General features: G+C 66.1%; 30 protein-coding genes. All 30 read right to left on the reverse strand.

The genetic code is table 11. The annotated features are described in order from the left end of the window. Positions 1-29: 29 nt before the first annotated feature. On the reverse strand, positions 30-374 hold the full coding sequence (locus tag B5X82_RS08260; RefSeq protein WP_030092263.1) for a hypothetical protein: 345 nt from the start codon (positions 372-374) through the stop codon (positions 30-32). Further along, the gene (locus tag B5X82_RS08265) at positions 371-973 is read right to left on the reverse strand and encodes a glycosyl hydrolase 108 family protein (RefSeq protein ID WP_079647662.1); all 603 of its coding nucleotides are present in this window, start codon (positions 971-973) and stop codon (positions 371-373) included. Before B5X82_RS08265 ends, B5X82_RS08260 begins: the two co-directional genes overlap by 4 nt. Then, positions 970-1,410, reverse strand: coding sequence for a hypothetical protein (locus tag B5X82_RS08270; protein WP_139385059.1), 441 nt, complete (start codon positions 1,408-1,410; stop codon positions 970-972). Before B5X82_RS08270 ends, B5X82_RS08265 begins: the two co-directional genes overlap by 4 nt. Positions 1,411-1,495: 85 nt before the next feature. After that, positions 1,496-2,113 (reverse strand): DUF4376 domain-containing protein, encoded by a 618-nt coding sequence (locus B5X82_RS08275; RefSeq protein ID WP_079647665.1) that lies wholly within the window; start codon positions 2,111-2,113, stop codon positions 1,496-1,498. Further along, positions 2,113-2,751: a hypothetical protein gene (locus tag B5X82_RS08280; RefSeq protein WP_079647667.1), complete on the reverse strand. Its 639-nt coding sequence runs from the start codon at positions 2,749-2,751 to the stop codon at positions 2,113-2,115. The genes B5X82_RS08275 and B5X82_RS08280 overlap by 1 nt, the downstream gene beginning before the upstream one ends. After that, positions 2,751-3,587, reverse strand: a complete 837-nt coding sequence (locus B5X82_RS08285; protein ID WP_079647669.1) for a hypothetical protein — start codon at positions 3,585-3,587, stop codon at positions 2,751-2,753. Before B5X82_RS08285 ends, B5X82_RS08280 begins: the two co-directional genes overlap by 1 nt. A gap of 12 nt (positions 3,588-3,599) precedes the next feature. Then, on the reverse strand, positions 3,600-4,502 hold the full coding sequence (locus B5X82_RS08290; protein WP_079647670.1) for a hypothetical protein: 903 nt from the start codon (positions 4,500-4,502) through the stop codon (positions 3,600-3,602). Then, entirely contained in the window at positions 4,499-9,559 is a 5,061-nt protein-coding gene (locus tag B5X82_RS26730; protein ID WP_079647671.1) for a coiled-coil domain-containing protein, read from the reverse strand. Before B5X82_RS26730 ends, B5X82_RS08290 begins: the two co-directional genes overlap by 4 nt. A gap of 388 nt (positions 9,560-9,947) precedes the next feature. Then, on the reverse strand, positions 9,948-10,382 hold the full coding sequence (locus tag B5X82_RS08300) for a hypothetical protein (RefSeq protein WP_235862630.1): 435 nt from the start codon (positions 10,380-10,382) through the stop codon (positions 9,948-9,950). After that, entirely contained in the window at positions 10,379-10,798 is a 420-nt protein-coding gene (locus B5X82_RS08305; RefSeq protein ID WP_079647672.1) for a hypothetical protein, read from the reverse strand. The genes B5X82_RS08300 and B5X82_RS08305 overlap by 4 nt, the downstream gene beginning before the upstream one ends. A 95-nt stretch (positions 10,799-10,893) precedes the next feature. After that, positions 10,894-11,343: a hypothetical protein gene (locus B5X82_RS08310; protein WP_079647673.1), complete on the reverse strand. Its 450-nt coding sequence runs from the start codon at positions 11,341-11,343 to the stop codon at positions 10,894-10,896. Between the two features lie 64 nt (positions 11,344-11,407). Then, positions 11,408-11,593 carry a hypothetical protein gene (locus tag B5X82_RS08315; RefSeq protein ID WP_079647675.1) on the reverse strand — a complete coding sequence of 62 codons (186 nt, stop codon included), beginning with the start codon at positions 11,591-11,593 and terminating at the stop codon, positions 11,408-11,410. A 20-nt stretch (positions 11,594-11,613) separates the two neighbouring features. After that, positions 11,614-12,027, reverse strand: a complete 414-nt coding sequence (locus tag B5X82_RS08320; RefSeq protein WP_079647677.1) for a hypothetical protein — start codon at positions 12,025-12,027, stop codon at positions 11,614-11,616. Next, positions 12,024-12,581, reverse strand: coding sequence for a hypothetical protein (locus B5X82_RS08325; protein WP_079647679.1), 558 nt, complete (start codon positions 12,579-12,581; stop codon positions 12,024-12,026). The genes B5X82_RS08320 and B5X82_RS08325 overlap by 4 nt, the downstream gene beginning before the upstream one ends. Further along, positions 12,581-12,931, reverse strand: coding sequence for a phage head closure protein (locus B5X82_RS08330; RefSeq protein ID WP_079647681.1), 351 nt, complete (start codon positions 12,929-12,931; stop codon positions 12,581-12,583). Before B5X82_RS08330 ends, B5X82_RS08325 begins: the two co-directional genes overlap by 1 nt. Continuing rightward, positions 12,928-13,455 carry a head-tail connector protein gene (locus tag B5X82_RS08335; RefSeq protein WP_079647682.1) on the reverse strand — a complete coding sequence of 176 codons (528 nt, stop codon included), beginning with the start codon at positions 13,453-13,455 and terminating at the stop codon, positions 12,928-12,930. Before B5X82_RS08335 ends, B5X82_RS08330 begins: the two co-directional genes overlap by 4 nt. A gap of 80 nt (positions 13,456-13,535) precedes the next feature. Further along, a complete protein-coding gene (locus tag B5X82_RS08340; RefSeq protein ID WP_079647683.1) occupies positions 13,536-13,781 on the reverse strand; it encodes a hypothetical protein in 246 nt (81 codons plus the stop codon). A gap of 95 nt (positions 13,782-13,876) precedes the next feature. Then, positions 13,877-15,256, reverse strand: a complete 1,380-nt coding sequence (locus B5X82_RS08345; protein ID WP_079647684.1) for a phage major capsid protein — start codon at positions 15,254-15,256, stop codon at positions 13,877-13,879. A 15-nt stretch (positions 15,257-15,271) separates the two neighbouring features. Continuing rightward, a complete protein-coding gene (locus tag B5X82_RS08350; RefSeq protein ID WP_217699571.1) occupies positions 15,272-16,270 on the reverse strand; it encodes a head maturation protease, ClpP-related in 999 nt (332 codons plus the stop codon). Next, positions 16,263-17,594 (reverse strand): phage portal protein, encoded by a 1,332-nt coding sequence (locus B5X82_RS08355; RefSeq protein ID WP_079647687.1) that lies wholly within the window; start codon positions 17,592-17,594, stop codon positions 16,263-16,265. The genes B5X82_RS08350 and B5X82_RS08355 overlap by 8 nt, the downstream gene beginning before the upstream one ends. A gap of 10 nt (positions 17,595-17,604) precedes the next feature. After that, positions 17,605-19,419, reverse strand: coding sequence for a terminase large subunit (locus tag B5X82_RS08360; protein WP_235862631.1), 1,815 nt, complete (start codon positions 19,417-19,419; stop codon positions 17,605-17,607). Next, entirely contained in the window at positions 19,412-19,840 is a 429-nt protein-coding gene (locus B5X82_RS08365; RefSeq protein WP_079647689.1) for a P27 family phage terminase small subunit, read from the reverse strand. Before B5X82_RS08365 ends, B5X82_RS08360 begins: the two co-directional genes overlap by 8 nt. 130 nt (positions 19,841-19,970) lie before the next feature. Further along, positions 19,971-20,291, reverse strand: a complete 321-nt coding sequence (locus tag B5X82_RS08370) for an HNH endonuclease (RefSeq protein WP_079647691.1) — start codon at positions 20,289-20,291, stop codon at positions 19,971-19,973. Next, positions 20,291-20,497 carry a hypothetical protein gene (locus tag B5X82_RS26290; RefSeq protein ID WP_139385061.1) on the reverse strand — a complete coding sequence of 69 codons (207 nt, stop codon included), beginning with the start codon at positions 20,495-20,497 and terminating at the stop codon, positions 20,291-20,293. Before B5X82_RS26290 ends, B5X82_RS08370 begins: the two co-directional genes overlap by 1 nt. 238 nt (positions 20,498-20,735) lie before the next feature. Next, positions 20,736-21,443 carry a hypothetical protein gene (locus tag B5X82_RS08375; protein ID WP_079647693.1) on the reverse strand — a complete coding sequence of 236 codons (708 nt, stop codon included), beginning with the start codon at positions 21,441-21,443 and terminating at the stop codon, positions 20,736-20,738. Further along, positions 21,430-21,636, reverse strand: a complete 207-nt coding sequence (locus tag B5X82_RS08380; RefSeq protein ID WP_079647695.1) for a hypothetical protein — start codon at positions 21,634-21,636, stop codon at positions 21,430-21,432. Before B5X82_RS08380 ends, B5X82_RS08375 begins: the two co-directional genes overlap by 14 nt. Beyond that, positions 21,636-21,863: a hypothetical protein gene (locus tag B5X82_RS26295; protein ID WP_139385062.1), complete on the reverse strand. Its 228-nt coding sequence runs from the start codon at positions 21,861-21,863 to the stop codon at positions 21,636-21,638. Before B5X82_RS26295 ends, B5X82_RS08380 begins: the two co-directional genes overlap by 1 nt. Positions 21,864-22,168: 305 nt before the next feature. Continuing rightward, on the reverse strand, positions 22,169-22,606 hold the full coding sequence (locus B5X82_RS08385) for a hypothetical protein (protein WP_079647697.1): 438 nt from the start codon (positions 22,604-22,606) through the stop codon (positions 22,169-22,171). Beyond that, entirely contained in the window at positions 22,603-24,120 is a 1,518-nt protein-coding gene (locus B5X82_RS08390) for a YfjI family protein (RefSeq protein ID WP_079647698.1), read from the reverse strand. Before B5X82_RS08390 ends, B5X82_RS08385 begins: the two co-directional genes overlap by 4 nt. Further along, positions 24,117-25,136: a CHC2 zinc finger domain-containing protein gene (locus B5X82_RS08395; RefSeq protein ID WP_268878220.1), complete on the reverse strand. Its 1,020-nt coding sequence runs from the start codon at positions 25,134-25,136 to the stop codon at positions 24,117-24,119. The genes B5X82_RS08390 and B5X82_RS08395 overlap by 4 nt, the downstream gene beginning before the upstream one ends. Position 25,137 lies beyond the last annotated feature (1 nt).

Here is a 25,137-nt window from a genome sequence, read left to right on the forward strand (position 1 = left end):
ATGGCGGCTGCTACCGCAATATGAACACCTCACGGCTCATCCCTGCCGCCGATGCTACCGCCGATGCCGCCCGGTCCGTTGAAGTTGATCCGGGCGCCGAGCAGCGTCACGACCATGGCGACGAACGACAGGCCGAGCACGATCAGCAGGCCCGTGATCGCATGGTCCTTGAGGTCCAGCAGGCGCAGGACGATCGTTGTGCAGTCCTCGGCAACGGGCCGCGTGCCCGCCATCTTCGCCGCGTTGATCGGAACCACACACCACCGCGCGGGAGTGAGGCCGTAGAGCTGCCAGACCAGCGTCGCGCCCATGGCGAGCGCGCCGATCAGGATAACCCAGACCGTCCAGCGGAACGGCCGATCGTGGCCGCTCATGCCCCGAACCTCACCCACCAGCCCTCGGAATGTCCGGGCGTGAAGTAGTCGGAGCGGTTGTCCCAGCCCTTCAGGTACATGGCGTCCGACGGCCGGCGGAGAACGAGATCCTCGTAATATTCCTCGCGCATCGCCCACCAGGCGCCGGCCAGGAACTCCTCGCCGCGCCCGAGGCGCTTGGCGAAGGCCTTGGCGGTCTCGCCCCCGACGCCGATCTTGCCGTCGATGCCGCAGTCGAGAAGATCCTGCATCCGCTTGATCGCCGGCACGGGCCCGGCGCCCCAGCCGAAATCGAGCAGCGAAGCGGTCACGCGGGACCATGCGAGCCGGTCGAGCCCGACATCGGAATAGAACAGCTTCTTCGCTACCGCGCAGGCCTCGGCGAACGGCAGGCGCTCGATGTCCGCCATCGTCAGCGTCTCGACACGGATGCCGCGATAGGCCGCCAGAGTGCGGCCAGTGACGCCATAGTTGGAGCCGAGGAGCACGCCGACACCCTTCTGGCCGGTGCTCCAGTTGCCCGCATCGTTGGGGTGGCGAGACATACCTCCCTCCCATCGCCGAATATAGTCGGCGACGAACTGGTCGACGTTCATCATTGTCCAGCTTCCTCGATATCGCGAGCCACGCGTTGTGCGCTGGTGGCTGCCTGGGCCGAGTTGCGAAGGTCGCCGATCTCGGGGCGCATGCGACGCAGGAAGGCCTTGGCACGACGCTCTGCCGCCCGGCGCTCGGCCTCGCCCTCGGCGTGCAGGAGCGCGTGGATATGGTCGAGCGCCTCGTCCAAGTGCGCGACCCGAGCGATGATTGGTCGCAGCTCGGCGAGCTCGCTGCGCAGCGCCGCGCCCCACTCGCCCGCCGCGTCGAGCAGGTCGAACGTCAGCTTGTCGCGCCGCGCTTCGAGGCGCGCGTCTGCCTCGCGGTCATCGCGCCGCATCTCGGTGCGCGATTTCCACCAGGCCGCCACGCCCTGGAAGATGAGCGTTCCCCCGCCGCCGCTGGCTGCGGCCACGACAAGTTCGACGGCGCCGGTCACGCGCCGCCCCATTCAGTGGAGCGCATATATCCCCCTGGGAGTGTGGCCCGACTGGCGGGCGGATGATTAGCGTCGAGATCGGCCGTCAGGCCGGATATCCCGCCTCGATGTCGACCGCGAATACGGCCTCGGCGGTGTCGGCCGCCTGGATGGCGTCGCGGATCGCGGCCGCGGCCTCCTGACAAGCGTTGAGGTGCTTCTGGACCGCGCGGTGCATGGCGATCATCGCACGCGCATCATGCGTGACGACCATGTCGTCGGCCATGGTGAAGCCAACGATGAACGGCTCATCGGAAGCGAGCGCGGCGAGTGCGTCGGTGGCATAGCCGGTGATCTTGCTCTGGCTGTTCGGATCGGTGTCGACCCGCCCGAGCATGGTTGCGCAGCCGCCTTCGGCGCGGCGCTGGCGGATATCCTTGGCGCGGGCCCAGACGATCGCGCGGGCCTCCTCGATCGGTAGCGGCTCGGTTAGCCAGATACGATGCGGCACTGACGTCCCGGCGAGCGACGAGCCGAGAACGCGCACATGCTCCGCAGGTGCTTCGGGCTCGACGATCTCGACCAGACCGACCTCGGCGCGCATGTCTGCCGTGACCTGGTCGGGCCAGCCCGCCGCAAACTGGATCATGTCCAGACCTTCGCCGATCGTGAACGAACCGTCGATTTCATGCCAGCCGGTGGCGTCTTTGTGGGCGTACCGCATCAGATCCTCAGCAGTTCGATGATGTAGGCGTCGTAGGAGCCTCCGGCCGTGTCCCAGCCGAAGCTGAAGCCCTGACCGTCGTAGAGAGGCGCGTTGGGCTGGAGCCGGTCGTAGGCGAGCAGCTGCGTCGCAACGTTCGGGTTTTCGGCGCCGTTATAGAAGGTGCGGGTTCCCCACGAGTTGAACCCGCTAGGAAGGGTCGGCTCTACCTCGGTGAAGTTGGCCCCGACCGAGACGGTGGCAAGCAGTAGTCCCGCATGCGACGGCCCGCGCGAAAAGCCGGACGTCGACATGCTGGTGCGGGCGCCGCTGGTCCCCGTTGCCTTGGCCAGAGATAGTGCATTGACGCCACGATAGACCGCGACATTGCCGCCGCGGCCGAAGGTCACGCCTGATCCGATGTCGCCGGCGGCCAGTATCTTGCTGCTGATGGCGGTGGCACCCAGCCTTGTCCAACCACCCGCAGCGCTGGAACCGGCGAGGTAGAAAGAGCCGAGGCCGATCGCGAAGTCGCCGGCCCGTGCCCCGATCGACGCAAGCGCCGCGCTGGGAACGGCGTTGTCGCCGGCCGACAGTGTGCCGATCCGGCGCGCATTGATCGCGGAGGGCGTCAGGAGGCCGCTCGCGAAGGGGAACATCAGCCGGCCACCTCGCCCTTGCCGAAGCCCATGGTCACCGTCAGGTCGTCGTTGACGATGCCGGTGAACTTGTCGACGGCGTTGGCGGTGGTGCTCAGTTGGGGCACGACGCCGAAGAAGCGCAGCGCCGCCGCATAGGCGAGCGCGCGATTGCCGGTACCGTCCTGCCGCACTTCCAGCGTGAAGCTTTGCCCGGGCCGTCCGCCGGTCACGTTGAGCACGGCCGGGCCGGTCAGGGTCGTCTTGAAGTTCACGCCGGCCGTCAGGTCGAGGGCGATCGTCGAGGCATAGGGCACCGTCACCCAGGCAACCGCGTCGATCAGCGACTTGGGCGTCAGCATCGCCTCGACCGAGGTGCCGGCGCGGACGTCGGCCGCGCTGGCTGCCGGACTCAGCACCACTGGGGCGGACGGCCCGATATTCCAGTCGGTGAACGATCCGCTCCCGAGCGTCTTGCCAACCGCAATCGCTAGTTCGCCGGTCGCCGCGTTGTAGGAGGCGACCTGCCCATGCATCCAGACCCCGGTCGCGCCGGTGGCGGCGGCCAGGACGTACATGTTGGCGCGGAAGCTCTTGCCCGTCTCGACGAAGAAAGTCTTCGTGCCGGTGCCGACAGTGACGTTGGTGGTGCTGTGGCCGTTGACCGCCGGCGCGTTCATCGCGCTTGCTGCCGCATCGATCGCGGCGGCGAGCGCCGCGTTCAACTGGTCGACCAGCGTCAGCAACTGGCTGACGAACAGCACCAGCCAGAGGAGGAAAGCCTCCATCTTGGATGAAAAGGCGGCGCGGCCCTCCGACCGCAACGGCGGGTCGGGCGGCGCGGTCAGCGTCGTCATAATGGTCTCCGATCAGGTGAGGCTGCGCAGCGTCCAGCTGAAATAGCTGACGTTCTCGGATGCGAACGAAAACTCGAAGGTCCGCATGAAGCCGAAGACGGTCAGCGTGTCATACTGGCCTTCGACGATCCAGATGGACGCCTTCGCGCGCTGTGCGACGACGGCCTGGTACATCGCATCGGCTTCGCTCGTGTCGATCAGCGATTGGCCCTGCAGCGTCCGCGCGAAGGGCCGCTCGTCGATGGTGATGTTACCGTAATCGTCCTCGCGCACCTTGCTGAAATCATTGCCGCCCAGCTTCACGCCGGCCTCGGTCGTGCCCATGTCGAGCTGCCGCCCGATCCCCAGCGTGCCGCAACCGACCGGACCTCCCGCGTCCGCGCCAAGCAGCGTCACGGTCAGCACGCCGTCGCCATAGGCAGGGATATCGAGAAAGCGCAGGCTGGAGCGGATGCCGATCGGTTCGAAGAAATAGGTCCAGGCGTCGGTGATCGCCTGGCCGCCGGCATTGGTCGATTGGGTCTGGCTATAGACCACCGTGCCGTCGACCGTCATCTCAGCGGTCACCAATTCGGCATCCGTATCGAGAATGACCAGCGCGTCGATCGCGCCCGGCGTCAACACGATGACGATCTCGCCCGTACCAACGGTGGAGCTGCCGACGCTCTGGTCGAACATCGCCCAGGCATTGGTCGGGCCGAGATAGACCCACCAGACCGGCACCTTGCGATCGTCCAGCAGCGGATCATGTCCCGAGTTCGCATCCTGGAGCGATTCGAAGCGCTGATGCTCCCGGATCACCTTGTCGCCCTTGGCGTAGATGGTGGGGGCGTCCCAGGCCGGATGCTCCGTCTCGGCGACCGAACTGCTGGACAGGATCGCGTCGGTAACGTCGGTTGGTCGGATCAGCTTCATGCGGCCTCCACCACCGTCACCGCGAGCGTGCCCTCGCCCTCCTCGGACGCGCGCTGCAGCGTCGCGTCGATCCGGCCAGTGCTGCCGGCGATCGCCGCGAGCTGGGCCCGCATCGCTGCCCGGTCGTCGGCCATCTCCTGCCGCATCTGGACGATCTGAGCGCTCAGTTCGCTGGTCGACGTCGAGGCCGAAGCGGCAGCGGCAGCGGCCGACGCCTGCGCCATCCACTCGGCCGCCGCCGAACTGTTGTCGTTCGTGGCCGCCCGGGATGAGACCCCGCCGTTGATCATGTCATAGACCGATTGCAGGCTGTTCGCGGTAAGCGCCTGGATGCGGATCAGTTCCTGGCTGCTTGTCGCCTCGGCGGCGGCGGCTTCGAGCAGGCTCTTGGAGAGGCCCGGCAGGTTCTTCGCAGCATCGATGTCGCCGAGCCGGGCCGCCGCGACCGCCGCATTGAACGCGCCCTGAAGGCTGGCGAACGATCCGCCGGTCGCCCCCGCCGGGACTCCGCGGATGCGGTTGATCTCGTCGAGGATGCTGTCGCCGACCGAACTCCACGCGCTGGCAAGCTCCTTCGCCTTCTGGGCGGCTTCCTGGGCGGCGGCGATCTCGTCCTGCCGCGCCCATACCTGCTGCTGGAGCGCCTTCAGCTCGTCGGGGACGAGCGCCAGGTCGCGGGCCCGGAGCGCGGCGGTGTTCCCGTCGAGCTGGAGAAGCTGGCGCTCCAACTGGTCCCGCTGCTGGCTGATTGCGGCCTCGTCGCGCAGCGCCTGGATGCGATCGTAGAGGGCCCGGTTCGACGGATCGAGCGCATCGCGCTCCATCTGGCGAAGCGCGGCGGTGTTGCCCTCCGCCTCGTAAAGCTGCTTCTGAAGGTCGTTCGCTTCGCGCAGGATCGCGGCGGCCGAAGCCGCATTCTGCCCCGAATTGACGATCTGGGCGAACGCGGGCGCGATCTCCAGCAGCGTCGCGTACATCTGCTGCCCTGCGGCCGTGGTAAGGTCTTGGGCTTCGACCAGGGCGCGGAAGCTCGCGATGCTGTCCGGCATCGTGATGCCGAGGCTATTGAAGACCTTGCCCAGCTGCGCGGTGCGCGCGGCGGCCTGCTCGGCCTCACTGTAATAGGTCGAGAAATATGCGCCGACGGCATCTTGATAGGCGGAAGCACTCTCGAAATAGCCCGCTATCGCCATGCTGGCGTCGATGCCGAGCGACGTAGCCGACAAGCCGAGCTGCTCGAGCGAGGTGGTGACGACATCGACCGTGGAGGCGACCCGAACGAGGGTCTCGAAATAACCCTCCCCGACCTGCTGGAACTTCTCCAGGCCCGCGATGGCGAATTGCGCCATCTTGTCGGCCTCGGCGCCGAACACGGATTCCAGCTTTTCCTGGATTTCGTCGCCGGAAAGGCCCTTGAGGTCGATCTTCCCTATCGACACAACGAAGCTGTTGAGCCGGGCGGTGATGGTGTCGAGGTCCACACCCAGCGGCCCGGCGGCCATCTTGATGGCGTCGCCGAAGCTGGTCAGCAGCAGCCCGAATTGCTGCTGGATGGACTCATCGAGGTCGCCATACTTGGTCGAATATTTTGTGCCGGTGCTGACGCCGAGGAACTTCTTCGTCTTTTTGATGTCGGCATAGGTCTGCGCATCGAAGCCGACACTCGCGATATCGCCATAACTCTGTGAGCCGGCATAGATGCCGCTTCCGACGATGCTCGTCTTGGTGCCGAACAGGCCACCGAGCAGCTTCTGCGCGAAGCCCAGGATATCGCCGATCACCGGAATCTTCGACAGCAGCGGCCCGACGATGAGGCCGGGAAGGCCGCCGAGCACGAGGTTCGACAGCGTCTTGCCGATGACCGGGTTATAGCCCGTGTTCACGCCGGCCGAGGCGTTCGCGCCGATCCCGTCGGTTCCGCCCAGCCGAATGACAAGGTTCGTCAGACCGCCGATATTGGTCTCGATCGACTTGAGCGACGCGGCCATCTGGCGCGTGAATACGAGCGTCTCGCTATCGAGATCGCCGAGCAGGTCGAGCGAACGCTTTACGCTGTCTGATTTGGCCGAGGGATCGCCGAACACCGTGCCGGTGCCGCCGTTGGTCTGGGGCGCCGCGCCGGCGCTGCCGCCACCACTGAAGCCCAGCGACGCCATGACGCCGAGCATGGCGGCGACGGCGGGAAAAGCGAGCGGCCCGAGGGTCGCGAACATGCGCGCGGCACCGCCAGCAACGTCAACCGCAGTCCGGGCGAGCTGGACGACGGTCAGCGCCCGCTCGGCCGCAACCATGGCGCGATAGCCCTTGCTATTTTCGCCGAAGAATCCCTTCGCGGCGTCGGTGAGACCGATCAGCGACGACATCTGAAGATCGGCGGTCAGCTTGGCGCCGGCGGCTTGGCTGATCTGCTGGCTCTTGACCTGCTTGTCGATCTCATCCTGCCGGGCGCCATAGGTGCCGAGGATTTTGACCATGTCGCCCAGCGCAGCGCCGCCGCGGCCAAACGCCTTTGCGAGGCTGTCGCCGAGCGAATCCGCAAGGTCGGCGGCTAGACGCAACTGCTCGTTATACTGCGCGGTTTCGGCGTTCACCGTCTGCTGCTGGACCGCGATCTCCACCTGAGCCGCGACATAGGCAAACGCGTCGTCGATGTTCCAGCCCGCCCGCTGCGCTTCCTGCCACGCCTTCAGCGTGGCGAGCGCACGGACCCGCGCCTCGGTCGTGGCGTCGATCATGCGCTGCTCAAGCTGGAGCCGTTCAATCTCGTCGTTCGCGCTGGCCTGCGCGGATAGAAACTGTGCCGCGCGGGCCGCATCGGCGGCCCGATCGCGCGCCGCGCGTTGATCCTCTAGCGCCCTCGTCGCCTTCGCCGCCTCTGCGACAAGCCCCCGCTGCTGCGCGGCCTCGATTGCGGCGAGCAGCGGCAAATCGGCGATGCGATCACGCACGAGGTCGGCGGTGCGCTCCGCCGGCACCAGGCCGGCCGCGACCATCGCATTGACCTGTTCCTGCGCCAAGGCCCGCGCGCGAGTCGTCGCGGCGTCCTTCTCCCCGTCCGAGACGCGCTGCGCGATCGCTAGCCGGACCTGGCGGTCGACGGCCGCCTCGACATCAGCCTGCCGCTTGATCGCCTGACTTTCCGCCTTGACACGAGCCTCGGCGATGAGAGCCGCCGCATCTGACACGCCATACGCTTCCGCCAGCGCATAGAGGTTCCGAATCTGCGCTTCGGTCGCAGCCGCCTCGCGGGCGAGTTGGTCGGCGCGGCTGTTCGTCTTCGGCGTGCGATCCGCGATGATGTCCTTCGCCTTGGCGTCGAGACGGTCTCGCGCGGCCTGCTGGCTGTTCTTCGTCCAGTCGTCCGAGAACTTCTTCAGCCCGTCATTCCATTCCTTGCGGCTGTCGCTGAACGCCTTCGACCAAGCATCGCCTACCTTCTTCGCGGCGCCCGCAAAGGCGTTCTCCATCGGTGCGATCTGACCGAACAGGTCGACGCCGAGAAACTTGTTCGTCGCCTGGCCGAGGCCGTTCAGCTTCTCGATCGCGGCGTTGACGGCCTGGATGAAGATGTCGGCGAACGCCGCGGGAAGCTGATCCCAGGTCGCGACGAAGCCGCGATAGGTGCCCATGGCGACCGTGTAGAGGCCGCCGGTCAGGCCGAGGATCGTGTCCCAGAAATTGGCGGTGAACCCCTTGATGAAGCTCCACACTTCGGAGACGAAGCCGCCGATCGCGGTTGTATCCCCGATCGTCTTCCACAGGCCCTTGATCATGTCGCCGGCCGTGACCGACACGTCGCCGAGCTTCTTCATTTCCTTGTGGGTCAGCCCGAGGCCGGCGGCATATTCCTTGAGCCCCGAATCCTCGTTCATCTGCTTGTTGAGCAGCGCGAGACCTCCGGCAACAAGGCCAGCCGCGATGATCAACGGCGCGAAGGGGATGAGCGCAGCGCCAGCGGCGCGCGCGAGCCCCCAGAAGCCCCCCTCAGCCGTCTGCACGACCTGGATAATCTGGCCCGCTTGCGTCGCGAAGATCTGCCCCGCCGATGCGCCGGCCATATACATCGTGATGATGTCGTTCCCCTGGAACGATAGCTGGGTCAGAGAATGGCCGACCTTGGCGTGCCCGCGCGCAACGGCGTCATTGACTTGGCCAACGGTGCGAAGGCGCGCGGCAAGCACCTCCTGCTGACGCGCATATTCTGCCGGGGCGGTGGCCCCAGCGCGGTAGAGGCGCGTCGACTCCGCAATCTCGGCATTGATCCGCTTCATGGCCGCGTACAACGGATCGGTCGAGGCGCGGAGGCGCTCTGCGGCCAGCGCATCGGCCTCCTGTGCGGCGTGCGAGGCTCGAACCTGTGCCGCCAGTCGAGCATGCTCGGCGGCCAGGTTCGCCGCAGCGGCGGCTTCGGCGCGCATCTGCTCGGCGGCCTGATCACGCGCCGCCGCCCGTTCGAGCGCCTCCTTTTCTTTCATGGCGGCGACGCCCTGGCGGACCTTGGCCTCGAAAATAGCGTGTGCCTGCGCCGCGGCGCGAACGGCCTCCGCCTCCTGCTGCGCCACCAGCGCCGCCTGCGCCTTTGCCTCGGCCAGCGAGGCAGCTTCGGCCCGGGCTCGCCGCATGGCGGCGAATTCCTGATCATATAGAGCCTGTTCGGCCGCGCGAAGACGGGCGGCCTGCTCCGTGAGCCCGGCCTGCTCCAGTGCCAACGCCATCGTCTCGACCTTGGTCGCGCGCAGCTCTTCGCGGGATTTTCCGAAGGCGGAGCCCTGCCGTTCCAGCGATCGGATCAGGCCATCACTCTGCTTTTCGAGCTTGTTGGCCGCCTGACGCGCCGTCTCCAGTTCGCGGGTCGCAGCAGCGCCGAAGGTTTTGACGCTCGCGGTCGCATTGCCGAGGTTGAGGAAGCCCTTCGCGAGCCGCTCGACCTTAGTGAACTCGCTCAGCGCATTCGCCGTCACCTCGTCGATGACGCCGTCGAGGCGCGCGAGATCCACAAACGAATTGGCGATATCGATCGCAAATCCGACCTCAAGCGTCGGGGTGCCGTCAGACATGGGCGGTCCTCCCTACGTTGCGGGGGCGATCAGCGCGGCGGATTCAAGGCGCGGGTCAGGCGGCAGCGGTCACAGGCATAGTTGTGACGCGGCGAGCGCTGTTCTCACCGAATGAGGTTCGGGTTGCGGCTCGTGCAGGAGCCGCAGCAGCGTTGCTTCAAGGGTTAATAGCGAGCGACTGTGCGGTTAATACTGTCTCGCATCCCAGCAGTCTGGGCATTCCTTGTCAGGATCATGCGGGCAGCCTTTCGGAAGTTTGAGCGATCTGACCCAAGCCAGCACGCGCTGCCACATGCTCAATCCAGCCCTAGTCACCGAGCGATCTCCGCATCCGAATAACGTTTCGGGTGTAATGGACTATGGATGGCGCGGTCTTCAATACCGTAGTTCAACCAAGCACCATCCGTAGCCGCTCTTCTTCCAGTTCAATGTCCCGGCGGGTGATCGGCGCACGCCAAGGCGGCGGGGCGGTCTCGCTTTCGGCGCGAACCGATTCCGCCAGATATGCCTTCGATAGACGGGCCAGCAGCCGGCTTTCGAACGGCGGAAGATCGATGTGGGTGCGCCGGCACCATGCATCGATCTCCACCATGCCGATCGGCGACGGCGCGCCGCCCGTCGTCACGATAAAGCCCATTTCCATCAGCCAGTCGACGATGTGCGGCGCCGGGTTCGGCGGCATGGGCGGGAGCGACTTGCCCAGCTTCATCCGCTTGATCCGGGACACCTTGGGCTGATCATCGGCCTTCTTGCCCCGATTGGAGCGGGGGTCCGGTTTCGGCGTGGCATGGAGCCACGCCAGATACCGGACGTAGAGGGTCAATTCCCGGCCGAGCCGGGCTGCCAGTTTCCCGCGTCGGTGAGCGACTTGGTGACCTGCTTGTGGAAGTGGGTCATCTTCGGATCACCGTAGAACGCCTTGAACATCGGCGTGCCCTGGGCCTCGAAGCCCGGATAGGTGAAATTCTCGAAACTATGCGTGATCTCCGCCAGGTCCTCGGCCTGCTCGGCGTCGCGGATTTCCTTGGCGGGGACGGTAATCTTGTTGTCATTGTCCTGCATGCGCTTCATCGCGCGCTGCGTCTGGCGCGCCTCAACGCGAGCGAACTGCTCGCTACCGGGGCCGTACAGGACGATGCGGATCGGTTTGCCGTCGTGATAGAGGAACTCGCCCGCGGCGCTCTTGAGGTGGATCGGCGCGGTGTCCAGCAGGGACTGCTGGGTGATGTCATAAGCCATTGGTTTTTCCTTCACGGGAGGGTGCGCCGACCCGCCCGACCCCGTGAGAAGGGCGAGCCGGCGCGGTTCTTCGAGCCGGAGGCTCGAACTCGGGATTAGGGGGCAGAAACCTTGACGATCTTGCGGGTCAGCTCGATCGTCGGGGTCTCGGTCAGGGCCGCATCGGCGCCGTCCACATTCTCGGGTGAGCCGAAGACCGGGCCACCCGAATAGCGGATCGCGCCATCCGGATAGACCACCTTGGTGCTCAGCTCATCCTTGTTGTCGGGATCGGCAAAGGTGCGGATGATGGTCTGGCCGGCGTCGTCATCGTCGTGCAGCATGTTGGGCTGCAGCGTGCCGTGATCGGCCGACCCCTTCAGCTTGAGCTTCGTGCCTTTGAGCAACAGAAACTCGGTCTTGTTCACCGACGCGCCGATCGCGCCGAGCTTTTCGACGCCTCCGACTTCGGTCCAGGTGAGCGCCACATAACCCGCAGCGTCTTCGGTTGCCGGCTTTGCGGCGGATACGGAGAGCGTCGTGCCCGCCGCGGTACCTCCACCCATGTCACTTCTCCTTTGGGCGAGCCGGCAGTGCCGGCGGGATTATCCCCGTTGCCGGGGATCTCGATCAGGCGGCCTTGGGCTGGCTCGCCTTGACTTCGGACGGCGTCGGATCGCGAACGAGGCCGGCGACTTCGAAATTGCGGAAGCGGCCCGGCTCCAACTGGATGATGGTCCCGGCCTGGAACTCTTCCTCGGTGCCGGCATCCTTGAAGAAGCGGACAACGAAGGCGTCTTTCTTCTGGGTCGTCATGGTCATTCTCCTGGTGTTGATCAGGCCGCCGCGACGAAGCTGACGCGGAAGTCCTGGGTTTGCTCGAAGCTGTCGCCGGGGCCGTCGAGATCGGGCCCAGTGCCCGCGGGCAGGATCGACACGTTGGTGCCGCCGCCGATGTCGCCTACGCGGCCCGCGCAGGCGGATTTGATAAGCTCGATGATGTCGACCTGGTCGCGATAGCTCGCGGCCCGGACAGTGGCGGAGACGCGATCGGTGCGCAGCACGGTCGCGCCGCGCTTTAGTGCCTGCCGCTCGACCACGCTGACGGTCTTCACGACGATCACGGGCAGCGGCCCGTTGGGCACGCGCCCCTGCTTGATCTTCGGAGCCGCCACCATCGCGGTAAGCGGCACATTATCGCGCAGCAGCGTCGCGATGATGTGTCCGCCGGTGATCCGGGTGGTGCTCATTCGTCCACACCTTCCGCGCCGGCGACGATCACGCCGCCGGGCGTGACGTGGTTGTTGATGTGAGCCTGTGCAGCCGCGACCGCTGCGCCTTCGTTGTGATCGAGTGCAGGCCGCAGGAAGGGCTCAGGCCGGGCGCCGGGGTGGCGCACGGTGGTGCCGACGAACTTGCCGTTGATGACGAGGGATTCGGCACCGCCGATTTTGCCCTCGCGGCGCGCCGCCTTGTCGGCTTCGTTGATCTTGCGAACGGACAGCCCGCCGCGCTGACTGTCATCCACGCTGATGAAATGAGCATCGGTACCGTATTCGAGCCAGCCGGCCTCTGCCGACCCCGGCCCGCTCGTCTGCACCGAGGTTGTGACTTTGCTGTCGCCGGCCTTCACCTTGACCTTGATCGAACCGCGCACGCGGTCCGACTTGCAGCGCTCGCGCGCATCGTCGGCGACCACGTTGCCGCCCGCGCGGCCGGCGCCGACGAGCACCTTGCGGAGGTCCTGCGGCGTCTGCTGGAGGATGAACCGCTTGACGTCGGCCCTACCCTTCGCGGTTGCCATCAGGCACTGTTCCCCGCCGGTCGGTATTCCGCGACCATGAGCTCTAGACCGGCCCGGTTGCCGAGCACGGCCGGCCCGCCGACGATCTCCATCGTGCGGGAGCCAAAGGTGACGCGCATGTCGGGCGTGATGTCGGCCCGGTAGCGCATGATGATGCGCGACCTTCGGGCGACGACGGTCATGCCGCTGCGGATCGCCTCATCGCCGCCTGGGCGAATGGCTTGAACCTCGGCGCGAATGTTCGCCGCCACCAGTTCCCATTCGCCAGAGCCGGCGCCGTCCGGCGCTTCGTCAGCAACGGGCCGATGGAAGGTGATGCGATCCCGGAGCCGGCCGGCGCGAATGATCATAGCCGCCACCCGCGCGCGGCAGAGCCACAGGCGTTTCGCGCGGCCGTCTCGATCTCCGCCGCCAGCCCGCCGGTCTCGCGATCGGCATAATAGCCGCCGATCAGCAGCAGCATCGCGCGGATCATCCCCGGCGGGATATCGCCGGGCGTATCATACCCCGCGTCCAGTTCGACAATGATCTGGCCGGGGCCGACGGCAACGCGCGGCCAGGTCTGTCCCGCCTTGAGCATCAGGCGCGCCGGCCGGCGAACGGCGGCGAGCGCATAGACATCTTCTGAAAGGACGAACTGCGTGCGGTCCGCAGCGTTGTAGGAAATCTGGTATACGGCCGCGATCGGCCAGACGGGAATACGATCCGTGAACCGGTCCAGAGCGACAGTGACCCGCCGCGGCGTCAGTATTTGGCCGGTATGGTTCTCTACCCAGCCACGGGCGCTAACGATGCAGCTTTCGATGACGAGGTCGTCATCGTCACCGGCATTGACCTGCGCCTTGGCGAGGTCGAGCGACACGGGTTCGGCCATCTGTCACCTCGCTGGAAAATGGTCGGCGCCGGCCGCAAAGGGGAACAGCCGGCGCCGGGTAAGGCGACTGGAGGGGCGCCTTACTTCTCGTCGTCGGCCTTGAGACCGAGGTTGCGCGCCACGGCGACATGGCCGGGGATGGTCGGATCGTTGAAATCGATCCGGTTCTGATCGGCGGTCGTGTTCGCGCGCGGGTCGTTGTCAACCGCGGGGTGATCGAGGTTGACGTCCGGGACGATCTGGGCGGGAGCGCCCGACGGGTCGATCGTGGTGGCCGGGGCGACGCCGTTATCACCGGCCGGGGCGTCGGCTTTCTTGGTGGTCATGTGGGTTCTCCTGCGAGGTTCACCGAAACGTCGGGCCCGCCGGCGCTTCGAGGAACCGGGCCGACGCGAACGTCGGCCCGGTGGAGCAGCATGGCTTAGGCGCCGGTGCCGATCTTGATGGCCTTCATGGAATCGGGGTTCTTCACCCCGCCGCCGGTACGCTTGGTGACGTAGAAGCAGATGTAAGGCTTGTTGGTGTAGGGATCGCGCAGCACGCGCACGCCGATCCGGTCGATGACGAGATAGGTTTCGCGCATGTCGCCGAAGAGCGCCGCCAAATTGCCGGCGGTGGCGTTGGGGAGGTCCGGCACGTCGATCACCGCATAGCCCGCCAGGGTCGACGGCTGCCCCGCGACGAAGGTGGGCTGCCAGAGATAATTGCCCTGGCCGTCCTTCAGCTTGCGGATCGCACCGAGCGAGGTGCGGTTGAGGAACCACTTCGCATTCGGCGTGTAAGCGGCCGGCAGCTTATAGATCGTGTCGATCATGCCGTCGGCGGTGAACGCCGCCGCGGCGCCGCTGTTCACGACCTCGATCGCGCCCCACGGGTGGCGATCGTCGTGCGCGCCGCCAGTGACATAGCCGAGCAGACCATGCGGCTTGTTGGTGCCGTCACCCGAGATATGAGCGATACCTTCCTGCCGGGTGAATTCGGTGTCGATCTCGCCGACGAGCCAGTCGTCGAGGGCGATCTCCGCATCGTCGAGCAGGTCCTGGCTCGCCGCCGCATTGGCATAGATCTCGCCCATGGCGAATGGCAGCGCCGTGAACTGCGGCGTCGAGGTGGCCGGGCGCGACGCCGTTTCACCGACCCAGCCGCTGCCGACCGCGCGGTCGGTGAACAGCTTGGTGAAACCGCGCTTGCTGATGCGGATGACGGTAGCCTCCTGCCGGATCGGCGAGATCAGCTTCAGCCGGCCGGTGATCGTGCGATCCCACTCGATCGGGGCCAGCAGGCCGCCGTCGGCATCGACGCCCTCGGACATCGCGGCGCGCGGGCCCTTCTTCTGCTCGGACTTGAGCTTGTCCTCGGCGTCGCGGGTGCCGTCGCGCATGAACGAGGTGAAGGTGTTGGTGTAGTCCGGATCGGACGGCGTGCCGCGCTCGCCGTTGACCGTTACCGATGCCAGCTTGAGGGCGTGCTCGTTGAGCGCGGCCTCCAGCGTGTTCATCGTGCCGTTGATCTTTTCGAGCTTGGCGGTGACCTCGGCACTATCGGCCTTCGCCCCGATATTCGCCTCGATCGTCTCCTTGAACTCGTTGTGCGCCTGCTGGAGCGCCTGGATCATGGCCTTGGGGTCGCCCGTGGCGTCGGCTCGGATGGTGGTTCCGATCAGGGCACGCGGCATGGCCGGAGCGATGACGGTAGGGGCGGTAAGGCGCAGCGCCGGCTTGTCGGCGCCGAGCAGCTTGCGAAACGGATGCGCGAGCACCGTCGCAACCGCGACGAGCGCGGTACGGTCAAACTTCTTCATCGTCTGGTTTCCTTGCTACTTGCGGAAATCTGCGAGCAGGGACCGCATCGCGGCCATCAGCTCGGGGTCTTCGCCGCCAGCGCCAGGCGTGTCGGCAGGATCGAGGGCAGCGTCCGGCTTGCCCTTGATGCTCTTGATGCGGGCGCGCGCCTGGGCGCGCGTCATGCCGCTGTTGATGAGGGTGATTTCGAGCGCTCGGACCTCGTTCGCCTCGCGATCGGCCGCCTTCGCGTTCTCGTCGACCTTCATCTGGTCGGCGGACAGCAGGGCATCGGCGAATCCGCGATCGATTGCCATCGATCCGGACATCCACGTCTCGTCGTCCATCCACTTCGCGCAGTCTGCCGCCTTCTGCGCGGTCCGCTGGGCGTAGACGTCGGCCATGGCCTGATCGAACGGCGCGAGATAGGCGGCGACCTCGGCGAAATCGTGCCGGTTGCCGGCGGCTATGACCCAGCAATTATGGATCATGATGAACGAGGCGGCGCCGATCTCGATCGTGTCGCCAGCCATGGCGATGATCGATCCCGCCGAGGCGGCCATGCCCATGACCTTGATCGTCACCGGCTGCGGATGCTCGCGCAGCACGTTGTAGATGGCGAGGCCCTCAAACATGTCGCCGCCGCCGGTGTTGATCTGCACCTCCACCGGCCGATCGCCGATCGCGCGGAGTTGAGAGGAGACCTTCTTCGCGGTCACACCGCCGCCGGTCCACCAGTCCTCGCCGATGACGTCGAACATGGTGATGACATTGTCGCCCTGTTCCAGCGCGGCCGGGCGGATGCCGGCAGCATCGGCGCCCCAGCGCTCCATGACCGGGAGCGGCGAGAAGGCCGAAACGCGGCGGTCCGCCGGAACGGGGAGCGCGTTCGGCCGCTCGCGCGCCCGCACCCCACCGATGATCGACCGGGGCATGCCCGGCGCGCCAGGCACCGGCTTCGAGCCGGGGATCTGGCGACCGCCGAACGACGGAATCGGCCCCGGCTTGCCGGGTGCTGGGCTGGATTTAGTCATCAGCGTCATCATCCTTCGACTTCGACGGGGATTTTTCGGCGGGCTTGGGGAGGCCGTTGCCATCGGCAACGGGGTTGAGCTCGAAATTGGCGCGAACCTCGTTCGGCTCCATCCAGGCAGCGTTGTTGCCGAGAGCCTTCGAGAAGAACTCGGCCTGTTCCTTCAGCGAACCGCGCAGCAGCGCGCCGTCGTTGAACTTGATGTAGAGCTCGTCGGCATCCTGCTCGGCCTGGGTCAGGCAGGTGCGTTCGAAAGCCTGCTCCCAGGCGACGAACCATTTCGTCAGGCAGTAGGTGACGAGGAACAGGCCCAGCTCGCGAATGCCGGTGCCCCAGCTCGTCTCGTCCATCATCAGCAGCGGGCGCGGAATGTCGGTGAAGCGCGCGAGATCCTCAGTGCTGAACTTGCGCATCTCGACATGCTGCGCATCCCTCGCGTTGCTGACGAACGGCTTCGCCGTCAGCCCCTCTTCCAGAATCAGCCAGTCGCCAGCATTCTCGGCGCCGGCATGATCCTCGCGGAGGCTTTCCTTCAGGCGGCCAATCGTCTCCTCGCCGAGGGAATCCTTCGTCTCCAGCGCGCCGCCGGCCATCACGCCCTTGTCGAACAGCTTGCCGGCCGCGCGCTCGGCGGCGGACGCCACGCCGATCGTCTCCACGATGACGTCGAGCAGGCCGATCCCCTTAAGGCCGTCGCGGCTCAGCGGGTGGCGAAAGTGGAAGACCTCGTTGGCCGCGAGCGTCTTCTTGCCACCCTTGGGATTCGTGTAGTCGAAGGTCAGCTCCCAGTTGTCCGAAAGCTTCGGCTCGATCGACCGGCGCTCAAACGGAATGAGCGCGATGACGGTCTTCACCCCGCCCCGCACGCCCCAGACGGCGCGCGCGTAGGCGTTGCCATCGCAGAGCGCGACTGACTGCATGTAGCTCTTGAACTCGAATGCCGTCTGATAGGGGTTCGGGCGCTTGTGCAGGACGCGATAGAGCGGGTGGTCCTTCGCCTTCTCGGTCGTGCCGTCGGCCAACCGGCGATGAAGCTGGGTCGGCAACATGCCGATCGACGAGGCGATCAGGTTGGTGGCCCGGAAAAAGCTGCTGTTCCGGAATGCGCTCCGGTCGTTGACCGCGATACCGGCGGCGCTCATCCGGCCGCCCCGAACAAACTCCTCCATTTCCGGGCTGTTCAGCGACATGTCGATCCACGCGCTGACCGGCCCGGCCCTGTCGACCAGCGCGGGGCCACCATTGTGGCCGATACCCGGCCCTGTCGCCTCGTTCCGGCGATAGCCAGCGGCGCGCCGATAATCGTCGGGGGACAAACCTGCCATGTCGCCTCCCTCAGACGCGGATGATGCCGCGGGTCGCGTAAACCGACTTCTTCTTCGGCTTGACCGTCGCGGTGGCGGCTCCGACCGCCATCGCGATCGTGACCATGCCGTCGATCCGGCCGCGGGATTTCTTCTTGTTGAACATGCGGTTGTTCAGGCCGTCCGCCTCGATCACCGCGTTGGCCGCACACGAATAGGTGACCGGCGAATCGTCGACCAACAGCTTCCCGTCGAGGATGAGGTCCTCAGTTCTGGTGATCGAGTGCGGCATGCAGAGCTGCCGGTCCTCGAACATGATCCGCTGCCCCTGGGCGTGCTTGACGATCTTCAGGCCACGGCCTTCCGGCTTGCCGGGGCCCTCCCACAACCACCAGGCCAGGCTGACCTGGTCGCAGGCGTCGGTGAACGAGGTCAGGAAAGCCGGATCGACCACCAGCGCCTCGACCTCGTGCTCGGTGACCTGCTGTTTCACCTGCATCGCAACGAAGGTGTAGTCGATCGTCGCGCCGGGCGTGGCGGTCAGATATTTGTCTTCAACCCAATCGAGATACGGCGCCTTGTCGTTGTCCGCGCGCTCTTCGAGACCTTCCCGGGCCGTCCAGTACCATGTCTTCACGGCAACCAGCTCGTCGGGAAGCTCCCATGCCTGCGACAGCGCGGTGAGGTCATTCTTCTGCGACAGGTCCAGCGACAACCACGACTTGCGGCCGCGCATCGCGCGGGCGTCGACCACGCCCTGCACCGCCAACCACTTCTCCTCGCTGATCCAGAAGTCCGCCGCCGCGCTGTCGATGCCGAAATACAGACGCTTGACGCTCGACTTCGTGGACGGACGCAGCTTCGCCGAATTGACCGTCTCGCGGATGTTTTCGATCGGGAACGTCTCGCCGAGCGCCGGCAGTGACTTCTGCCAGGCGCGCTCGTTCTCGAAGATTGTCTCGCGGTCGCCCTTGTCGATGCGAGCGATGAAGGCAAAGGCGGTGTCGTCCTTCGCCTCGCCCTTCACGATCGCCTGATAGGTGTCGGAATACGACGTGCCGACATGCTGGGTCGAACGCGCAGGCGTGTTCGTTCCCAGCAGCATCAACGCGTTGCCGGCGACCTTGTCTATCGCCGCCTTCCACGTCAGCAGGGCCGCTTCCGACTTCAGTTCGTGGATCTCGTCTGCCGCCACCAGCGATGGACGCGGCCCAGACTGAGACTCCCCGCTGGCGATCGGCATGAAGAACGAACCGCTATCCGGGTGCTCGATCTTCCAGGCGTTCTCCAGCTCGCCGCGGATGATGACCTCGCCAAGCCCCTCAAGGCTTTCACCTTCCTCGCCGCCGGGGATGTCGGCCCGGCACATCGCAACGGCATCGCGGAACAGGACGTTGGCGGTCGCCTTGTCCTCGCCGATCGCATAGCATTGCGCGCGCGGGATACCGCACCAGCCCATGATATAGACGCCAATCGCGCCCATCAGGGGTGACTTGGCTTGCCCCTTGCCGGTCTCCAGCCAGCCGGTGCGGAAGCGCCAGCGGTTCGTCGCGGTGCGCCATCCGAAGAGGCTGCCCCCGCAGAATGTATGATATTCCAGCGGGTAGAACGGTTCGCCGGCCGCCGGACCGTCGGTGACCTGGAACACCGACGGCAGGAAGTTCAAGAAGTGCGCCGCTTCTTCCGGGCGCCAGTAGATGCCGCGGCGCTCGCCGTCGCGGAGGTCGCGGAGATGCCGCTCGGCCGCATGCCGGACGAGGTCGCCGCAGACAAACAGCTTGCCCTCGACGGCCGCTTTCGCCCACGCCGTCGTGGGGTCGGGCTCGGCCAGGAAGCGATTAGCCACGGTTCTTCAGGTAGCCGCCGCCCGTTGTGCGGCGCTGCTTCTTCTCGACCCGGGCGCCGGAGCCGCGATCGCGCGGGCTGACGCAAAGCTCCTTTTCCAGCGCCTGCGCCTGGCTCGCGGCGTTCGACATGGTGGTCCACCACGGATTGTAGGTCGGAACCTTGGTTCGCTTCGCCTTGATGACCGGGCCGAGCTTCAGCACTTCGCGGGCGCTGATGTCGAAGGTCACATAGGCGACGACAAGGCGCTTGATCGAATGGGCGTTGGCGAAGGACAGCTTCTCGGCCGCCTTCATCTCGCTGATGATCGCGCGCCAATAGTCCGCCGCGGCGTTCCGGTCGGCCGCGCGGCCGAAGATGGTCCGCCAGTTCGGCTCGGGCGGAACGCCGTCGCCGCCGTCGAGCGCGATCACGTCGGCCATGCCAACCTCCAGCGGAGAGCCCGAAACCCTCCCCCCTCAAAAATTGCTCGCAGTGCGCACGGAGGGCGGGGGCGGTGTCCGCCGCGCGGCCCCTCAGACTTTCGACCGGGGGGTGGGCCGCGCAACTTTGTTACGCTGCACCCCCGATAACCCCCCGGTTCCACGGATGATCGGGACTGGTCGGCCGACCCGATCGGTCGACGCCCCTGCCCTCGATCGGTGAAGCATGCCCGAACTGCTCGGCGGTCACGTCGAGGTGGCACGGCTCGCATAGGTTGCGCGTGTTCTCGTCGACGTCTTCGCCGCCGAGGGCGAGCGGCTTGATATGGTCGACGCGGGTAGCGAGCCGGACGCGGCCAGCCTTGCCACAACGCTCGCACAGGCCACCGGTGCGGGCCAGACGCCGCTTGCGCAGCTTAACGCCGGCCGATCCTCGGATGCGCTCGCCCATCAGCGACCGCCGTTGATCAGCCGAAGCGCCGGGCGGCGTTCCGTGACGATCCGGACGAACAAATCTAGATCGGCATCGACCTGCGCGGCGGCCCAGGCCATCGCGCGATCTTCACCATGCGTCTCCGCGATCTCTTGTGCGCAGGTAATCAGCGCATCAAGCGCGGGGCGACACTCGCATTTCAGGGTGAGCACCGTCTGGGCCATGTGCGCCCCCTATGATAGATGCTGGCCGGCGCGCCTAGAGACCAGTCGGGCGGTCAGCATCGCACGGACGCTCGATCGTCGGCCTCCGTACCGTGCGATTGTTCGTGATAGCGAATGGCGGCATTACCCGCCGAGACATGGGAGCCTCCAGAAACGACCGAGGCCGCAACCCGGTGGGCGCGGCCTCTGCTGGTCAGATTTCCGACGGTTCCTGAAATGCCATATCCACCCCCCAGCTTCAAGCCCCATCAGAAACCAGCCGCGCAGTGGTGCCCGTCATGATCTTGAGCGCGTCCAGGAACTCCTGTCGGATGATGCCGGGATGCGCGCTGGACTTCGGCACGATCTCCTTGGCGACGCGGGGCTTCTTCTTCCCCGACCCGATGACGATGCGTTGCCGGTCGCGGCTTCCCCACCGCTCCATAGCGACCTGGGCAAAGCTCTTGTCCTCCAGCGCGACAGCCCGGAGCGTATGCACCAAGGCGCCCAGCCCCACCTCGCAATCCTTCACGCCACGAGCCGACAGCAACGTGATAGGCAGGCCAATCGCCTCGCCGCTGCCCCGCTCCTGATTGAGCGCACAGCGCGTTTCCGAAACGACCGTCAGTTCGTGATTGGCACGATAATACCGCAGCGCCCGCAACTGGTCGGGCGTGATGAGCCGGGGCCCCTTCTGATCCGACGCGCGGAGGGGCATCTTCGCCAGGGTCTCAAAGTATGGCTGGCGGCGATAGGCCCGGCCGATGACCTGGCCCTTTTCGGTTCGCACCGGGCCCAAGACGAAATGACCGATCTGCTCCGGCGTCGGTTCCTGGGTCTCGCGCGTGCGCACGGGTGCGCGAGGCGGCTCAGGGGCGGCATGGACCGGCTTCTCGCCCCGCAACATCGCCGCCGCATTCGCGGCACGGCTGGCGGCGCTGCGCTGGATGACGTTACCCTTGCCCATGATCGACCTTTCGCTTTCCAAACAGTTTCTCGGCCAGGATTTCGAGCTGTTTCCGGTCGGCCCAGCCGGACAGCCATTCGGGATTGATTAGGACGATGCCGTGGGCGTGGTAGGCTTCCCGGGCCGCGCGGCGCGCACGGGCCGGGTCCGGCTCCTCGCTGAGCGACGCGAAGCGGGCGAGCGGCGTTGCCATCAGCGAATAGCCTCGATGATATCTTCCAGCGCCTCGTCGGCCGAGCGGCGCAGTTCCCGGGCCATCGTCGGCATGGCGTCCTTCATGTCCGCGATCGTCACGCGAACAGCCTCCAGCCGGGCGACGAGCTCGGCTTTGTCGGCTTTCCTGCGTCTCGGCATTTTTCCATCCTCCTCGACCGATACCCATGGCAGGGTTGCAATCGGCGGGTTTAAGGGGTAGGCCAAGGGCCTCCCCTTAACCCACCACCCCCGCCGCCCGCCGCGACAGCCTCGCTGGCGGGTTTGTTCTTTCTCCGTTCGCGCTGGGGTCGTATGGAAATCCAACCGACCCCCAAGTGTTGCCCGAAGTGTTGCCCCGCCGGGGCAACAGCGCAGGGCGGGCACAATGCGAAACGTCGATTTTTCGGGGATTTCGTGCCGTTGCCCAAGTGTTGCCCAGCGGTTGCCCTTCGGGGCAACACTTCGCAGACTGGACACGATGCGGCCGAACATGAACGGCGCAGGCAACAGCGGGCAACACTTCGTAAGGTTCATCGACGTCGCCCTTTCCCCATGCGAGCGAGCTCCCACAGCAACGGCGAATCGTCGGGCATGTGGCGATAGTGAAACCGGCATCCTCGCTCATGCGGAATCCAGGCCACGTTCGGATCAACGCGCAGAACGGAAGCGCCGCGGATATCGATCACCAGCCCCACGAAGCCATCCGGCTGGTCGGGGTCGAAGCCGAACACGTTCCCGAGCGTCCAGCCGGCCTGGACCGCTTCCTCGGCGCGCGTGTTGGCGAATATGACGGCATCCTGCACCACCTGGGCCCAGCGCGCGGAAGACGCGTAGGACGGTCGCGCGGCATCCTGAAGTAGCGTAATGGCGTGCTGCCAGTCCGAAGGCAGGGGCGCGGGACCGATCGCAACTGGCGCGCGGATCTCGCCGACAAAGCGGTCGGGATCGAAGGAGGCGAACCCGCTCATTCGGCCGCGTCCTCGATGACGGTGTAGGCGTCCTTGAAGAACTGCTCTTTCTCGCCGAGCCGCATGTGCGCGCCACCTTTGATCGGGACCAAGTGACCGTGCTCGATCAGTATCTCGATCGCGCGCGAGAGCGGCGGTGCCGGTCGGATCGATTTGGGGATGACATTGTTACTGAGCCACTTCTTACCGACGATCCGGTGCCCTTTGTCGCGAATCCACGCGATCAGGGCGGCGGCGTTTTCGCTATCCTCGTCGGCGGTTCCGATGCCGATCAGACGCAGCGCTTCCATGGCGTAGAACTTGGCGAGCTTGATGCCAGCCGACAGCGCGGTAGCGCTGATCTGGACGGTCTGCCGGTCTTCGAAATATGCCATCACCGCGGCGATGCGCACCGAATGTTCGGGCAGCTTCGCTGCGAAGCCGGTGATGTCGTCGAACATACCACCGGGCCGCAGTTCGACCTCGACCGCATCATGCCATTGCCGGAACATCTCCTTCGCCTCGGGGGACAGGTCGATGATCTTCGGCGTCAACGCGCGGGTCTGCGGGTCCATCGGCATTTCGCCGCTGAGAAGGCCGTAGAGCTTGGCGTCGAACTTCTCCAGGTCGAGATCGGAATTGGCATCCGGGTCGCGCCACATGCGCTGCCCCTTCATCGTCTCCGGCTGGCAGACGAGGATGCGCGACAACAGGCCCTGGTCCTTCAGGTCGGGGTCAGAGAGCAGGCGCTTGGCGATCCGGTGCTGGATCATCAGATGAAGCGACAGCCGGCGGCCGCGCAGGATGGTGACGCCGTCGGTGCCACGCACCCGCTTGATCGGCGATCCGTCCCACAGCTTCGACAAGGCCGCGCCGGTTTGCCCGCGCTGTTCCTCGGCCATGGCGAAGCCGCCCAGCCATTGGCCTCCCTCGTCCGAGAATAGGCCCAGCGACGGCATCGCGTCGGCGAACAGTTTCTGCAGGCCCTGGAGCGTGCCCTCGTCGCTGACCAGCATCGGCAGGGGCGGCGCGATCGGTTCGGGGCCCAGCCGTTCAAGGTCCTCGCGAATATCCCGCCGGTTGCGGTTGCCTGCGGTGCTCGTCGCCTTCTTGTGGGCAGCGCCATACGCGGCCTTGTCGGCGAGATATGCAGTCTGGGCGATCTGCCAATCGTCGTGCATCCTGGCCTCGCGCTCGCGGATCGCGTGCAGCGCCAGCTTGTCGGATGACGACTTTCGATCGCCCGACGCCGCCACGGTGATCGCAAAGATCGAGGAAGGGATAACCTCGCCTGTTGGGAGCCGAACGTCGACGAACGCCTGCACGCCGAGCGCAGCGGCCGAGAGGATCGACTGCGCCGCGATCGCGGCCGGCACCTGGACCTTGTCCATGATCGCGAGTGTTGCCGCCCGCAACTTCGGGCTCAGGGCATCGACGGGGTATTCGCCGGCCTTGGGCACGGCCGGCTTGATAGGAATCGGCTGGCCTGGGATCAGGTCGGCGTCCTCATATTGCCGGCTGAAGGCCCCGCTCATACAGAGGCCCCTTCCCGCCTGATGCCGCGCAGCTGGTCGTTCCAGTCTTTGTAATCGGGATGCGGGAACATCGTCCGAACCGAAAAGCCCAACTCGGTCAGGGCGGCGGCGGCCTGATCAACGGCCAGCGCTCCAGCCTTGTCGTTCTGCCCAGCAATGGTGATCCGCCTCACCTCGGCGGGATAGCGGATGGCCGGCATCATGGCGGTTCCCAGCGCCGCAGCGACCGTGCGCCCGGGAATCTCCTGCGCCAGGCTGAGCGCGTCTTCCGGCCCCTCGGTGATGATGATCTCGCCGGCAGGTGGCCCGAGCCAGAGGGCCCCGCCCATAACGCGCCCCAGGCTGAGCTTCGGCTTCTTCATGTTCGCCTTGGCGCGCCCGCCATCCCGAAGGAAAATGCGCTGGATGGCGACGAGATCCTCACCGATCGTGACAGCGCCGATGAGCGCCGGAAGGTCGCGCCCCCATTCGCCCGTTTCACGATCGCGCCAAGCCGGGACCATGCCGAAGCGGATCGAGGGCGGCAACGGCATAGTGATCCCTCGCGCACGCGCATACACCTGCGCGGGCGTGCCGGCTGCCGGGCGCGACCGATCCCAGAACATTCGGGCCTCGGCTATCGCTTGCTCACGATCGGCGGCGTCCTCGGCAGCGCGCTGCGCCCGCTGCTCCGGCGAGACGACAGGGAGATCGGAAGCGCCAAGCCAGGATAGCGCCTCGAGGAAGCTCATGCCCTCCTTGTCCATCACGAAGCGGATGACGTCGCCGGAAGCACCGCAGCCGAAACAGTGATAGGTGCCCTTGGCATCATTCACGCGCAGGCTCGGCGACCGTTCGTTGTGGAAAACGCACAGGCCTGCTACCTCGCGCCCGGTTTTCCGCAGCGTCGTATAGCGCCCGATGATTTCGCTGATGTTGTGCATCGTGCGGATCTCGTCGACCCGCTGCTGGAAGGCGGCATCAGCCGCCGGATCGCGGCCTCGCCAGCCCGACCTGTTTGAGCCCCGCCCGGCCACG

The organism is Rhizorhabdus histidinilytica (assembly GCF_900167915.1).
GTDB classification, from domain to species: Bacteria; Pseudomonadota; Alphaproteobacteria; order Sphingomonadales; family Sphingomonadaceae; genus Rhizorhabdus; species Rhizorhabdus histidinilytica.

Excerpts from the sequence above, each read along its gene's own strand:
- B5X82_RS08375 (WP_079647693.1), bottom strand. The coding sequence starts at position 21,443 with ATGGGCAAGGGTAACGTCATCCAGCGCAGCGCCGCCAGCCGTGCCGCG.
- B5X82_RS08315 (WP_079647675.1), bottom strand. The coding sequence starts at position 11,593 with ATGACGACCCAGAAGAAAGACGCCTTCGTTGTCCGCTTCTTCAAGGAT.
- B5X82_RS26290 (WP_139385061.1), bottom strand. The coding sequence starts at position 20,497 with ATGGCCCAGACGGTGCTCACCCTGAAATGCGAGTGTCGCCCCGCGCTT.
- B5X82_RS08365 (WP_079647689.1), bottom strand. The coding sequence starts at position 19,840 with ATGGCCGACGTGATCGCGCTCGACGGCGGCGACGGCGTTCCGCCCGAG.
- B5X82_RS08350 (WP_217699571.1), bottom strand. The coding sequence starts at position 16,270 with ATGACTAAATCCAGCCCAGCACCCGGCAAGCCGGGGCCGATTCCGTCG.
- B5X82_RS26730 (WP_079647671.1), bottom strand. The coding sequence starts at position 9,559 with ATGTCTGACGGCACCCCGACGCTTGAGGTCGGATTTGCGATCGATATC.
- B5X82_RS08305 (WP_079647672.1), bottom strand. The coding sequence starts at position 10,798 with ATGGCTTATGACATCACCCAGCAGTCCCTGCTGGACACCGCGCCGATC.
- B5X82_RS08335 (WP_079647682.1), bottom strand. The coding sequence starts at position 13,455 with ATGGCCGAACCCGTGTCGCTCGACCTCGCCAAGGCGCAGGTCAATGCC.
- B5X82_RS08390 (WP_079647698.1), bottom strand. The coding sequence starts at position 24,120 with ATGAGCGGGGCCTTCAGCCGGCAATATGAGGACGCCGACCTGATCCCA.
- B5X82_RS08370 (WP_079647691.1), bottom strand. The coding sequence starts at position 20,291 with ATGGGCGAGCGCATCCGAGGATCGGCCGGCGTTAAGCTGCGCAAGCGG.
- B5X82_RS08285 (WP_079647669.1), bottom strand. The coding sequence starts at position 3,587 with ATGACGACGCTGACCGCGCCGCCCGACCCGCCGTTGCGGTCGGAGGGC.
- B5X82_RS08380 (WP_079647695.1), bottom strand. The coding sequence starts at position 21,636 with ATGGCAACGCCGCTCGCCCGCTTCGCGTCGCTCAGCGAGGAGCCGGAC.
- B5X82_RS08275 (WP_079647665.1), bottom strand. The coding sequence starts at position 2,113 with ATGCGGTACGCCCACAAAGACGCCACCGGCTGGCATGAAATCGACGGT.
- B5X82_RS08330 (WP_079647681.1), bottom strand. The coding sequence starts at position 12,931 with ATGATCATTCGCGCCGGCCGGCTCCGGGATCGCATCACCTTCCATCGG.
- B5X82_RS08325 (WP_079647679.1), bottom strand. The coding sequence starts at position 12,581 with ATGGCAACCGCGAAGGGTAGGGCCGACGTCAAGCGGTTCATCCTCCAG.
- B5X82_RS08340 (WP_079647683.1), bottom strand. The coding sequence starts at position 13,781 with ATGACCACCAAGAAAGCCGACGCCCCGGCCGGTGATAACGGCGTCGCC.
- B5X82_RS08260 (WP_030092263.1), bottom strand. The coding sequence starts at position 374 with ATGAGCGGCCACGATCGGCCGTTCCGCTGGACGGTCTGGGTTATCCTG.
- B5X82_RS08310 (WP_079647673.1), bottom strand. The coding sequence starts at position 11,343 with ATGGGTGGAGGTACCGCGGCGGGCACGACGCTCTCCGTATCCGCCGCA.
- B5X82_RS08320 (WP_079647677.1), bottom strand. The coding sequence starts at position 12,027 with ATGAGCACCACCCGGATCACCGGCGGACACATCATCGCGACGCTGCTG.
- B5X82_RS08280 (WP_079647667.1), bottom strand. The coding sequence starts at position 2,751 with ATGTTCCCCTTCGCGAGCGGCCTCCTGACGCCCTCCGCGATCAATGCG.
- B5X82_RS08290 (WP_079647670.1), bottom strand. The coding sequence starts at position 4,502 with ATGAAGCTGATCCGACCAACCGACGTTACCGACGCGATCCTGTCCAGC.
- B5X82_RS08265 (WP_079647662.1), bottom strand. The coding sequence starts at position 973 with ATGATGAACGTCGACCAGTTCGTCGCCGACTATATTCGGCGATGGGAG.
- B5X82_RS08385 (WP_079647697.1), bottom strand. The coding sequence starts at position 22,606 with ATGAGCGGGTTCGCCTCCTTCGATCCCGACCGCTTTGTCGGCGAGATC.
- B5X82_RS08345 (WP_079647684.1), bottom strand. The coding sequence starts at position 15,256 with ATGAAGAAGTTTGACCGTACCGCGCTCGTCGCGGTTGCGACGGTGCTC.
- B5X82_RS08355 (WP_079647687.1), bottom strand. The coding sequence starts at position 17,594 with ATGGCAGGTTTGTCCCCCGACGATTATCGGCGCGCCGCTGGCTATCGC.